Source organism: Tardiphaga sp. (assembly GCF_028290495.1).
GTDB lineage: Bacteria > Pseudomonadota > Alphaproteobacteria > Rhizobiales > Xanthobacteraceae > Tardiphaga.
The window spans coordinates 58024-69584 of sequence record NZ_JAQGJT010000021.1; the positions used below are offsets into that span (position 1 = coordinate 58024).

12 protein-coding genes are annotated in these 11561 nt (G+C 62.2%); 3 read left to right on the top strand and 9 right to left on the bottom strand.

Going from position 1 to position 11561, the window contains the following annotated elements; genetic code table 11:
- Positions 1-46: 46 nt before the first annotated feature.
- Positions 47-1039 carry a tripartite tricarboxylate transporter substrate binding protein gene (locus tag JWQ24_RS03650; protein ID WP_299804474.1) on the bottom strand — a complete coding sequence of 331 codons (993 nt, stop codon included), beginning with the start codon at positions 1037-1039 and terminating at the stop codon, positions 47-49.
- A 187-nt stretch (positions 1040-1226) separates the two neighbouring features.
- A complete protein-coding gene (locus JWQ24_RS03655; protein ID WP_299804476.1) occupies positions 1227-2654 on the bottom strand; it encodes an FAD-binding oxidoreductase in 1428 nt (475 codons plus the stop codon).
- A gap of 185 nt (positions 2655-2839) precedes the next feature.
- Here JWQ24_RS03655 and JWQ24_RS03660 point away from each other — a divergent pair, with 185 nt between their 5' ends.
- Entirely contained in the window at positions 2840-3793 is a 954-nt protein-coding gene (locus tag JWQ24_RS03660) for a LysR substrate-binding domain-containing protein (protein WP_299804478.1), read from the top strand.
- On the opposite strand, the gene JWQ24_RS03665 is transcribed toward JWQ24_RS03660, so the two are convergent.
- The 7 genes from JWQ24_RS03665 to JWQ24_RS03695 form a co-directional block, all read right to left on the bottom strand.
- Positions 3786-4379: a thiamine pyrophosphate-dependent enzyme gene (locus JWQ24_RS03665; RefSeq protein WP_299804480.1), complete on the bottom strand. Its 594-nt coding sequence runs from the start codon at positions 4377-4379 to the stop codon at positions 3786-3788. The genes JWQ24_RS03660 and JWQ24_RS03665 overlap by 8 nt on opposite strands.
- Positions 4379-4933, bottom strand: a complete 555-nt coding sequence (locus tag JWQ24_RS03670) for a thiamine pyrophosphate-binding protein (RefSeq protein WP_299804482.1) — start codon at positions 4931-4933, stop codon at positions 4379-4381. Before JWQ24_RS03670 ends, JWQ24_RS03665 begins: the two co-directional genes overlap by 1 nt.
- 306 nt (positions 4934-5239) lie before the next feature.
- The gene (locus tag JWQ24_RS03675; RefSeq protein ID WP_299804483.1) at positions 5240-6085 is read right to left on the bottom strand and encodes an ABC transporter permease subunit; all 846 of its coding nucleotides are present in this window, start codon (positions 6083-6085) and stop codon (positions 5240-5242) included.
- A gap of 10 nt (positions 6086-6095) precedes the next feature.
- Positions 6096-6980, bottom strand: a complete 885-nt coding sequence (locus tag JWQ24_RS03680; RefSeq protein ID WP_299804485.1) for a sugar ABC transporter permease — start codon at positions 6978-6980, stop codon at positions 6096-6098.
- The gene (locus JWQ24_RS03685) at positions 6977-8044 is read right to left on the bottom strand and encodes an ABC transporter ATP-binding protein (RefSeq protein ID WP_299804487.1); all 1068 of its coding nucleotides are present in this window, start codon (positions 8042-8044) and stop codon (positions 6977-6979) included. Before JWQ24_RS03685 ends, JWQ24_RS03680 begins: the two co-directional genes overlap by 4 nt.
- Before the next feature lie 93 nt (positions 8045-8137).
- Entirely contained in the window at positions 8138-9325 is a 1188-nt protein-coding gene (locus JWQ24_RS03690) for an extracellular solute-binding protein (protein WP_299804490.1), read from the bottom strand.
- A gap of 50 nt (positions 9326-9375) precedes the next feature.
- On the bottom strand, positions 9376-10092 hold the full coding sequence (locus JWQ24_RS03695) for a GntR family transcriptional regulator (protein WP_299804493.1): 717 nt from the start codon (positions 10090-10092) through the stop codon (positions 9376-9378).
- A gap of 164 nt (positions 10093-10256) precedes the next feature.
- Here JWQ24_RS03695 and JWQ24_RS03700 point away from each other — a divergent pair, with 164 nt between their 5' ends.
- Together JWQ24_RS03700 and JWQ24_RS03705 are read left to right on the top strand one after the other, a co-directional pair.
- On the top strand, positions 10257-11222 hold the full coding sequence (locus JWQ24_RS03700; protein ID WP_299804498.1) for an ABC transporter substrate-binding protein: 966 nt from the start codon (positions 10257-10259) through the stop codon (positions 11220-11222).
- A partial coding sequence (locus tag JWQ24_RS03705) for an ATP-binding cassette domain-containing protein (RefSeq protein WP_299804496.1) occupies positions 11222-11561 on the top strand: 340 nt, incomplete at its 3' end. The genes JWQ24_RS03700 and JWQ24_RS03705, both read left to right, overlap by 1 nt.

Here is an 11561-nt window from a genome sequence, read left to right on the forward strand (position 1 = left end):
GCGAATACGGTTGTCTTGGATGTAATCAGCTACCGCCAGAAAGTTGTCACTGAATTTTCAGCCCGGCTGTCTCGATGACAGGTTGCCACTTGGTGATCTCCTGCTGGAGCTGGTTGGCCAGCTCTGCGGGAGTCGATCCGACCGGGTCGGCACTGAGGTCGCGCAGCCGCTGCTGGATCTCGGGGTCGGCGACCGCCTTGCGCAACTCCGCGCTGAGCCGCTCTGCCATGTTGGCTGGCAGCCCGGGCGGTCCGAACACTGCATTCCAGGTGTAGGTCTCGAACTCAGGGAGGCCTTGCTCCGCGATCGTCGGGAGATCGGGAAACGACGGCGATCGCGTTTTGGTCGTGACGGCAAGCGCGCGTGCGGTTCCGGCTTTGATAAAGGGGGCGGCGCCGCTGAGCACGTCGAACAGGACCGGGATCTGGCCGCCGATCAGATCGTTCATCGCCGGGGCGCCGCCGCGATAGGGTACATGACCCATCTTGACCTTGGCCTGGACATTGAACAATTCGCCGGAAAGGTTGGGGGGCGTTCCGATCCCGGACGAGCCGTAGCTGAAGCTTCCGGGGTCGGCGCGGATCAGCGCGATCAGTTCCCCGACATTGGCCGCCTTCACCCGGGACGATACGAGCAGCACGTTGGGCACTGTGGCGACCATCGAAATCGCGGTGAAATCCTTGATGGGGTCGTAGGGCGGCTGCTTGGCCATCAGCGGGTTGATGGTATGCGTGGAAATGGTCCCCATCAGCAGGCTCGTGCCGTCCGGCGCAGCGCGGGCCACGCGGGCGGCACCGACCACGCCGCCGGCGCCGGTGACGTTCTCGATCACGATGGATTGACCGATCTGTTCGGAGAGCTTCCTGGCAACGATCCGGCTGACGACGTCAGTGGCGCCGCCGGCAGCGAACGGCACCACCAGTGTGATCAACCCTTTCGGCAGATCGCCGGATCCCTGTGCGCGGAGCGGTGTGGCAAGGCCCGCGGGGGCAAGCGCAAGCGAGTTGCAGAACGTTCGCCGGGTGAGACGTGAGGTCAAGACGCCCTCTCTGGTTGCGTCCAGACAAGCCGCGCGGCGCGAAGTGCAGCCATCGTTTCCCCCATGATGTCGTCGGGCCGTTTTCCGGCCTTGGCGTGATTGTTGATCGGGCGCTCGGCGCCGCAAAATGCCAAGCAGTGATAGCAGCTATCTGTTGTTGCGAAGGCGCTTGCCAATCGCCCGCGTATCAATCTGGCGTGATGACCTTTCCGGGGTTCATCAGCCACTTCGGATCCAGCGCGCGCTTGATGGTTCGCATCAGGTCCAGCTCGACCGGCGCGGCGTAGCGGGGCAGGCGGTGCAGGTGCATCTGGCCGATGCCGTGTTCGGCGCTGATGCTGCCGCCAAGCGCAACGCTCGCGTCGTGGACGATGGTGTTGGCGCGGCTGGCGGCGGCCTCGAACTCCTCCGGCGAGTTGTACAGCGAGCGCGGGAAGACGATGATCGCATGGATGTTGCCGTCGCCAATGTGACCGCAGAAGCAGACATGGGCTTCTGGAAAAGCCGCCTTTGCCTTTTCATGTACACGCGCGACGAAGTCGGACTGCCGGGAGATCGGCACCGAGGTGTCGTTGGAAACCGTAAAGCCTTCGCGCTTGTTGGACTCGGAGATATTGTGGCGCAGGTCCCAGATCGCGGTCGCCTTCGCAAGGTCCGGCGCGATGGTGGCGTCGGCGATGGTGCCGCGTTCCAGGGCGGTGCCGAGCACATCCTCCAGCGCCATGACGAGATCCTGCTGGCTGTGGCTGTCGGCAATCTCGATCAGGGCGTAATACGGCGCGTTGCCGGCTATCGGATTGCGCAGTTGCGTCATATGCTTGAGAACGATCGCCAACTGCGGGGCGGACATGATCTCGAACGCCTCGACGCGGTTGCCGAGGCGCGCGCGCAGTTCCTGCAGTAGCGTGATGGCGTCAGACACCGAGTCCAGCGCGACCATCGCGGATACCGACGCGGACACCCGCGGGAACAGTTTCAGCACGGCGGCGGTGACGATGCCGAGCGTGCCTTCGGCGCCGATGAACAGCTGCTTGAGGTCGTAGCCGGTATTGTCCTTGCGTAGCGCGCGCAGACCGTTCCAGATCCGGCCGTCCGGCAGCACGACTTCGAGACCAAGCACCAGTTCGCGCATGTTGCCGTAGCGCAGCACGCCGGTGCCGCCAGCGTTGGTCGAGACTAGGCCGCCGACTTCGCAGCTGCCTACGCTGCCGAGCAGCATCGGAAACAGCAGGTTCTGGCGGTCGGCGGCGTCGCGGACATGTTGCAGGATGCAGCCGGCGTCGACGGTCATGGTGCCGTTGACGGCATCGATCTCGCGAATACCGTTCATGCGGGAGACATTGATAACAACGCTGTCGCCGCTTTTCGAGGCGATGGCGCCGCCGCACAGGCCCGTGTTGCCGGCCTGCGGGACGACCGGATGATCGTTGGCGATGCAGAGGACCAGGACTCCTGAAACCTCTTCCGTGTTGCCGGGGCGGACGACGCAACTGGCGCTGCCGGTGTAGCGCCCCCGCCAGTCCTGCAGATAAGGCGCCATCTCCGCCGGGTCGGTCAGGATGTTGTTCGGCCCGACGATCGCCGCGACCTGCTGCAGGAAGTCCTTGTCGGTCATTTTTTTCTCGTGTGGGCCCGCCGCCATGAGAAACGTCGGCGCCTGCATCACAATGAAAATTCCGCGATAACAGCTATGCCTGCCATCTGTTGCGCCGCAGCAATCGGCGTGCCCGCAACGGGTGGCGTCGAATGCCGTAGCTGTATATCAGTGGGCGCAGGGTTCTAGAAAATGCAAGGCTCACGGTGGATCTGCGCCAACTGAGAACGTTTAAATCCGTCGCGGAGCTGGGGAGTCTGAGCAAGGCATCCGACCGGTTGCGAATTGCCCAGCCGGCGCTGAGCCGGCACATCAAGTTGCTCGAGCATGAGCTGCGGATCGAGCTGTTCACCCGCAACGGCCGCGGCATGGTGCTGACGCCCGCCGGGCAATTGCTGTTCGATCGCACCGCGGGCCTCGTCCGGCAGATCGAACAGGTGCGCGACGACATTCAATCAGTGGGTGGCGCGCCGTCGGGGCGCGTGGTGCTCGGGCTGGTTCCCACGGTAAGCTGCGTGCTGTCGACGCGATTTGCCCGCCGCGTGATTGAGGAACTGCCGGAGGTTTCGCTTTGCATCGTCGAAAGCTATGGCGGCCATCTGGTCGAATGGCTGCATCGCGGCGAAATGGATATGGCGCTGATGTATGGCCCATCAGTCGACCTGCACCTCGCGGTGCATACCATCGGGCGCGATAACATCGTCGCCGTCGGGCCGCGCGGCAGCGGGCTGGCGGATCGCAAGGAAGTGTCGATCGAGTGGCTCTCCGAGCAGAAGCTGGTGCTGCCGAGCCACTCGCATGGCCTGCGGATCCTGATCGAGAAGGCGCTCTCGCGCAAGAATCTGCCGATCCAGGTGCTGATCGAGGCCGACTCGTTTCGCGTGTTGACAAGCTTCGTTGAGGACGGTCTCGGCTATACGCTGCTGCCACATTCCGCGGTTCGCGCCGATGCCGCCGCGGGGCGCCTGGAAGTCGCGCCGATCGCCAAGCCAGGCATCACGCGCGAACTCATCATGGCGCTGCCGGCGGACCGGCAACGGTCGATCGCCACCGCGGCGATCTCCGACTTCATCAAGATCGAGATCGAACGGCTGCGCGCGGAGGGCCTCTGGGACATCCGGATGGCCGCCGCCGACCATCCGGACGGCGCGCTCAAGTGACGGCGAAGCCGAGGTGCTGCCGGAACCGGTTCTTCATGTAGGCGCCGTCGCGCGGCGGCAGCGCCCGTTCCGGATTGCCATGCGCGATTTTGATGCGCACGAAGCGCGGGCCGCTGGTCACGTCATGCAGCTTGCCGCGGTAGTCCGAGATTTCCTTGAGATCGTCGATCACATCGACGGCGAGGAAGCCGGCGCCCTGGGCAATCACTTCGAGGCGTGAGCCAAGGCCGGCGTGGCTCTTCTGCATGCCGGTTTCGCCGAAGTGGCCGTTGTCGAGCACGGCTACCGCGAGGTTGGCCGGCTTGTGCACGGCGATCGTGAGCAGGGAGCCTAGCCCCATCAACTGTTCGCCGTCGCCGGTCAGCACCAACACCGGACGCTTCGGCTGCGCCAGCGCAATGCCCAGGCCGACCATCGCCGCGCCGCCCATCGCGCCCCACAGATAGAAGTTGCCGTTGTGATCGCCCGCGGCGAACACATCGTAAGAAGGCGAACCCAGCCCGGTGACGACAAGGAGATCCTTGCGGTCGGTGAGCAGGGTCTTGACCGCCGCGCGGCGGTCCAGCGTGCTTGTTGCGTCCGACATCACTTGCTCTCCACCCACTTCTTGCGACCCAGCATGCGCTGGGAAATCAGCACGGCGATCTGCCGGTCGCCATCGAAGGCCAGCGTCGCCGCAGCCGAGATGACTTCGGCGGCTTCGTCCGGAGTTTCGATGCGCAGCACGGTAACGCCCATCAACTGGAAAGCTCCGGGCGTCGCGCTGCCCATCGGCACCTGCCACGGGTTGAACTCGGCCCACTCGCCGCGCATCGTCACGATCGTCAGCAGGGGCAGGCGGCAGGAGTTCATCAGCGACAGCATGTTGACGCAGTTGCCGACGCCGCTCGACTGCATCAGCAGCACGGCGCGGTCGCCGCCGAGCCACGCGCCGGCCGACAGCGCGATGCCTTCTTCTTCGGTGGTAAGTACGGTCGTTTTGATGCTGCGATCATCATGGGAGAGATTGATCAGGCGCGAATGACCGGCGTCCGGCACGTAGGAGATTTGCGAAACGCCGGCTTCTTTCAGCGTGTTGAAGATTTCAAGCGGCCAGTCGCGGCCGGGGGCGACGCTTGCGTCACGGGCTAGTGCATCCATCAGGTGATCTCGCGGTTGAAAGGATCAGCTTGGATGCCATCCTATTTCAGTTCGAACCGCTGCAAGCATCTCATCTGCCAAAGGCTGTCATGCCAATCCGTTATATGATCCTGACCCTACAAACTGGTCCACGTTGAAGGTAATTTTTTGGGCATCCTGAACCTGATACAGGGAGCAAGCCATGAAGCGGGAGCGGTTTCCGGAGGAATCGACGGTATGAAGCACGTTTTTTGGCTTTCATGCTCGGGGCGCGCGATCCTGGCGGCAACAATTTAAGCGTGGATAGGGAAAAGGCCGGGCCGTCGCTTACTTGGCCGGCTGCTGTTTGGCCCGCGTGACCATCTGGGTGGGATTGACGAAGCGCAGGGCGATGACGAGCCATATCAGCGTGCTCGCCATGTAGATCACCGCCATCGCATCAACCGACTGAACCGCGCGGACGCCGGAGGCAAAGACCGCGTAATAGAGTGCCACGACCAGCGTCTGGCTGGTGGGACCTGCGGTCAGGAAAGTCAATTCGAACATCGCGATGGTCCGGACCAGGACGAGCAGCAGCGCCGCCAGAATACCGGGCAGCAGCAGCGGCAACAGGATGTGGACGAACATCCGCAACGTCCCCGCACCGAACACGCGCGCCGCAGCCTCGATGCGCGGGTCGATCTGTTCGATGAAAGGCATCATCACCAGCACGACGAAGGGCACCGTCGGAACCAGGTTCGCGAGAATAACGCCCCACAATGTTCCACCGAGACCGGTTTGATAGAGCACCGTCGCAAGCGGGATGCCGTAGGTAATGGGCGGCACCAGCAGTGGTAACAGCAGCAGCAGGGTCACGAACTTCTTGCCGGGAAATTCCCGCCGCGCCAATGCATAGGCCGCGGGCACGCCGAGAATTCCCGAAATCGCGACGACGGCGAATACGACTTCGACGGTGACGATCAAGAGGTCGTCGAGCTGAAACTCGGTCCAGGCCGAGAGATACCAGCGTGTGGTCCAGCCGGCCGGAAACCATGTGCCGAGCCAGCGCGTCGCAAAAGAACTGGTGACGACCGCGGCGATCATGGCGAGCAGGTTGACGATGAACAGGATTACGGCCGCCCACACCGAGACGATCCATAGCCGCCCTGCGGTCCGCTGTAGGGTTGTTGTCATTTGCATCGGCTCAGCCTTTGCCCCCGCCCGCCGGGCCGCGATAAAACAAACCGCGCGCGCCCAGGAAAATTGTGACCACGACCAGCTGCACCGCTCCCATGATCATCGCAATCGCCGACGCCATCGAATAATCATACTGCTCGAACGCGGCCTGATAGGCGGCGATCGAAATGACCCGGGTTGGGCCGGCGGGCGCACCGAGCAACACGGCGGAAGGAAACACCGAAAAAGCCTGCACGAACGACAGGCAAAAGGTGATGGCGAGGCCCGGCGCTAGCAGTGGCAGCGTGATGTTCCAGAACCTCGACGCCGCACGCGCGCCAAGCGTCGCGGCCGCCCGTTCCAGTGCGGGATCGATCCCGGTGACGTAAGACAGGATCAAAAGAAACGTGAAGGGAAATCCGGTCAGCACCAGCGAGATGAAGACGCCCCAGTAATTGTGCAGCAGCTTGACCGGGGTTTGGACGAGGCCGAGCAGCATCAAGGATCGGCTGAGCCAGCCTTGCGGTCCAAGATAATTGAGCAACCCTTCTGCAATCAGCACCGTGCCCAGCGTTACCGGCAGCACCAGGATAGTCGTCAGCACCCTTTGTCGCGGCATCAGCCGGACGCGAAATGCCACCGGAAGGGCCACCAGAACGTTTAACACGGTCACCGGCAGTGCAAGTCGCAGCGTCGTGATGACGGTGTCGTACAGGAACGGATCGCTGAAAAACGTGGCGTAGTTGCCGAGCCAGGATCCGGTCTTCGGGTTGAACGAAAGCCAAAGTCCATAGCTAAACGGATAGACAAACAGCGCGAACAGAAGCGCGATCGACGGTAAAACCAGCAGCGTCACGCCATCGAGGCCGCGGGCGGCCAGACGCAATCGCAGCGGAACATCTGACTGGTTCATGCGGCTTCTTCGCCGAAAACGATCACGCGCGACGGGGCCGCGCCGAGCCGCACCGTTGCGCCGGCGCTGAGCGGGAGGTCCGAACGGAAAAACAGCAGTGAACCGCTGGCGTTGCGGGCCTGGCCGAAGAAGTCCTTGCCGCGATATTCGATCGCTTCAACAATCGCCAGAATGCCTCCCTCCGCGACCGGTGCAAGGTCATCAGGCCGGATGGAGGCGACGGCATTCTTGCCGGGCGCCGCCCCAACGTTACGGCCGCGCAGCACGGTGCCTGCGACATCGATGGCAGCCATGTCGCCGCTGATTTCCCGGACGGGTCCCGTGATCTGGTTGCGGAAGCCCATAAACTCCGCGACATCGCGATGCGCCGGCCGTGCGTACAAGTCGGATGGCGTGCCGATCTGCCGGATTTCGCCGTCCTTCAGAACCACAATACGATCGGCCAGCGAGAGCGCTTCGTCCTGATCATGCGTTACATAGATCGTGATCGAGCCGAGGGCGGCGTGTATCCGTCGAATTTCCTGCCGCATTTCGAGCCGCAACTTGGCATCGAGATTCGACAGGGGCTCGTCCATCAGAACGAGCGGCGGTTCGACCACGATGGCGCGCGCGATCGCGACCCGCTGTTGCTGGCCCCCGGAAAGCTGACCGGGAAGCTTGTCGGCCTGGGTATCAAGTCGAACCGTCTCGATAGCCGCCTGAACGCGGCGGCGCGTTTCCGTTTTCTCGACGCGGCGCATCTTCAATCCAAAGCCGATATTGTCGCGCACGCTCATATGCGGAAACAGCGCATAGTTCTGAAACACCATGCCAAATCCGCGGTCCTCGGGCAGCAGGGTATCGATCCGCTTTTCATCAAGCCAGATCGAGCCCCGCGTCGAAGGCAGCAAGCCGGCAATGCAATTGAGCGCGGTGGATTTTCCGCATCCGGAAGGTCCAAGCAGCGCGATGAATTCACCGCGTTGAACTTCGAGGGTCAGATCCTTGAGGACATTCAGGTTACCGAAATCCCGTCCCACGCCCTGGAGACGCAGCGACTGGAACGACGTCATGGTGTTGGGCATGGTGCTGACCTTGGATACGGTTGTCGAAGCCGCCATCTTCCGCGCGAAGGCGGTGGCTCGACCTGTCCGATTGCTGGTTCGTGACCTGGTTTCTTACTTGCTCTTCTTGGAGCCGATTTCCTCGTCCCAGCGCCGGAAGGCTAACACCAGTTTATCCGGCGTCAGGGGCACTTCGATTGGCGTTTCCGCGATCAGTTTGTCGTATTGCGGACGGCCGTATTCCTTGATCGCCGCCTGGCTTGCCGCCGGCGCCATGGAGAGCGGCGCATCTTTTACGGCCGGACCAGGATAAAAATATCCTTCATCATAGGCGAACGCCTGCTGCTGCGGCTGCATCACGAAGCTGATGAGATCGAGCAGTACCGCAAGCTTGTCGTCCGACACGCCCTTGGGCACGAACATATACTGGGCGTCGGAAACCCAATGAAAACCCTCAAGCACCTGGATTTCCGCTTCCTTCGGTACGATGCCGAGAACCCGCGGATTGATATCCCATCCGGTCGTCGAGACGATCATGTCGCGCGAGCCTTCGCCGAGCTCTTTCATCGTCGCGCCAGTTCCGGTCGGATAATAATCGATGCTCTGTCCCAGCTCTTTCAGGAACGCCCAGGTCTTTTCCCAACCCTTGACCGGATCCTTCGGATCGCTGTCACCGAGAATGTATGGCAGTCCCATGATGAACGTGCGGCCGGGACCGGAATTGGCCGGGCGGGCATAGAAAAAGCGATTTGGATTCTGCTTCACCCAGGCGAGCAACTCGGTTGCGGATTTCGGCGGCGTCTTGACGCGCTCGGGAATGTATTCAAGCAGCGGACCGGACGGGTAGTACACCATGCACATTCCCTGACCGCCACCGAGATTGTGCATGTCGAGAGCCGCCTTGAGCATGATCTTTTCCGGCACGGGCAACGCAGCCGCATAGTTCGGGAACAAGGGAATCCACAAATTCTGCTCGATGCCGGCGGAAAGCGCGTCGAGCCCTCCCAGCACCAGGTCGATGTCGACGCGCCCGGCGTCCTGCATGGCCTTGATTTTGGCAGGAAGCTCCGGTGCCGGCGCTTTGGTGAAGCTCATCTTGGAGACAAGGTTCGGTTTGGCCGCGCGGTAGTTTTCAAGCGGCTTCTGCACCAAAGCGAGGGCGCCGCCGACGTCAATGATGTTCAGGGTCACGGGCGCCTTTGGCAGGTTCTGGGCTGAGACCCCGGATATGCCCATGGCAGCGATACCCGCCGCGCCGCCGATGAATTGCCGGCGCGATGCGTGATGGAATGAATGTTTCATGTCGTTTGTCATGATTTCCCCCTGGAGTCGTTGCCGGATATATGTCGTCGTCAGTCGCTCAAATACTCCGGATAGCGCGCGCGGATCTTATCGAGATCCCGGAGCGTGCCGGACAGATGGGTGCGCAAGTGCTTTTGTGCCTCGTCAGGCTCGCCAGTCGCGATAGCTTTGGCAATCAGCTTGTGGTCCCTCACGATCGCCTGCGCCTTGCCCAGCGTCGGCAGGTGCAGTCGGCGCAGCCGGTCGATATGCCCGCTGCGGCTGCGCACCAGCGCCCACAGCCCTGGCTTGTCGGCGGCGTCATACAGTTTCTGGTGAAATTCGGTATCCGCCGCCATAAATTTTCCGAAGTCGCCGGCCTTGGCGAATTGCTGTTGCAGCGCAATGATCCGGTTCAATTCGACGATCAGCACTTTGTCATGGCTCAACGCCAGCGATCGCACGATCTCCAGCTCCAGCGCCTGGCGCAGAAAATGCGCTAGCTGGGCGAGGCCCACGTCGACCTTGCTCACCACCGTTGCATATTGCGGAAAGACTTCGACAAGTCCCTCTTTGTCGAGCCGCATCAGCGCATCGCGGATCGGCGTCGAACTGACGCCGAACTGTTCGGCCAACGCTGCGCGCGACAGCGGCGATCCCGGCGGCAATGCCAATGAAATGATCAGGTCACGCAGCCGTTCGAACACCTGCGGCGCGGCCTGCCGATCGCGATCGAGCCGCTCGACGGCGCGTGAAGGGGGGCGGCGGGATACGGCTTGCGCGGACATCATGGTGAAGCCAGTTGTGGTCAAAACGAGGCTGCTTGCCTTCGATGCACTAATGTATTAGTGCCTTGCGCCAAGACGGTCAACAAGATCGTGATGACGGAGGTTGCGTGATGAACAAGACGATGTGGCGCGCGGGCGCGGGCGTGATAGCGGCCTTCGGCACGATGCTAACGGGCTCGCTGGCGCAGGCGCAGCAGAAGACCGAGATCTCGCTGTCGCGGCAACCCGGCATCTTCTACATGCCGACCCATATCATCGAGAAGCAAAAGCTGATCGAGAAGCACGCCGCGGCGCTCGGCCTTCCGGGCATCACCACCAAATGGATCACTTTCAGCGGCGGTGGCGCGCAGACCGATGCGCTGCTGGCCGGCGGCGTCGACATCCTCAACACAGGCACCGGCAATCTGCTGCTGCTGTGGGATCGCACCAAAGGTGGCGTGAAGGGCATTGTTGCCACCTCCGCCCAGCCGATGACGCTGATCAGCCGCGACGCGCATATCAAGTCGATCAAGGACTTTACGGCGAACGACAAGATAGCTTTGCCTACGGTCAAAATTTCCACCCAGGCCATTGTGCTGCAAATGGCAGCCGCCGAAGCGTTTGGCGCCGACCAGTATGCGAAGCTGGATTCCAACACCGTGCAGCTCGGTCATCCCGATGCCTATGCCGCGCTGTCTAATTCGCAGCACGAGGTGCGCAGCCACTTCTCGATTCCGCCCTTCACCTTCCTGGAGATGAAGAATGTGCCCGGCGCGCATGTGGTGCTGAACTCGCCCGATGTGATCGGCGGTCCGCTGAGCCAGTCGCAGTTCTTCACGACGACCAAGTTCGCCGACGCAAATCCGAAGATCATTCAGGCACTGCGCGACGCCGCCAAGGAAGCGCAAGATCTGATCACCAGCGACACCAAAACCGCGGTGGAGATCTACAAGGAGGTCACCGGCGACAAGACACCCACCGACGACATCCTCGGATGGCTCAAGGAGCCCGGCATGATGGAATACAACATCGCACCGCAGGGCACGATGAAGTTCGCCACCCACTTGTTCAAGACCGGTACGCTGAAGACCCAGCCCAAGGCCTGGACCGATTACTACCTGCCGGCCTCGGCCGATCTCAAGGGCAACTGATGTCGGCGCTTCTCGATGTCAGCGGCGTAACGCTGCGCTACAAGACCTCCAGCGTCGTCGTCACCGCGACGGAGAAGGTCAGCTTCAGCGTCAATCGCTCCGATCGCTTCGTGCTGCTGGGGCCGTCGGGTTGTGGCAAGTCCACGCTGCTTAAGGCGGTCGGCGGCTACATGACGCCGAGCGAAGGCAAGATGCGGATCAACGGGCGGGAGATCACCGAGCCCGGCGCCGACCGCATGATGATCTTCCAGGAGTTCGACCAGCTGCTGCCGTGGAAGACGGTGCTCGAAAACGTGATGTTTCCGCTGCTGATGACGCGCAAGCTGGGCAAGAAAGACG

What these genes read in the sequence shown, in the direction of transcription:
- JWQ24_RS03655 (WP_299804476.1), bottom strand. Translation starts at nt 2,654, where the DNA reads ATGACCGACAAGGACTTCCTGCAGCAGGTCGCGGCGATCGTCGGGCCG.
- JWQ24_RS03665 (WP_299804480.1), bottom strand. Translation starts at nt 4,379, where the DNA reads ATGTCGGACGCAACAAGCACGCTGGACCGCCGCGCGGCGGTCAAGACC.
- JWQ24_RS03670 (WP_299804482.1), bottom strand. Translation starts at nt 4,933, where the DNA reads ATGGATGCACTAGCCCGTGACGCAAGCGTCGCCCCCGGCCGCGACTGG.
- JWQ24_RS03675 (WP_299804483.1), bottom strand. Translation starts at nt 6,085, where the DNA reads ATGACAACAACCCTACAGCGGACCGCAGGGCGGCTATGGATCGTCTCG.
- JWQ24_RS03680 (WP_299804485.1), bottom strand. Translation starts at nt 6,980, where the DNA reads ATGAACCAGTCAGATGTTCCGCTGCGATTGCGTCTGGCCGCCCGCGGC.
- JWQ24_RS03685 (WP_299804487.1), bottom strand. Translation starts at nt 8,044, where the DNA reads ATGCCCAACACCATGACGTCGTTCCAGTCGCTGCGTCTCCAGGGCGTG.
- JWQ24_RS03690 (WP_299804490.1), bottom strand. Translation starts at nt 9,325, where the DNA reads ATGAAACATTCATTCCATCACGCATCGCGCCGGCAATTCATCGGCGGC.
- JWQ24_RS03695 (WP_299804493.1), bottom strand. Translation starts at nt 10,092, where the DNA reads ATGTCCGCGCAAGCCGTATCCCGCCGCCCCCCTTCACGCGCCGTCGAG.
- JWQ24_RS03700 (WP_299804498.1), top strand. Translation starts at nt 10,257, where the DNA reads ATGCTAACGGGCTCGCTGGCGCAGGCGCAGCAGAAGACCGAGATCTCG.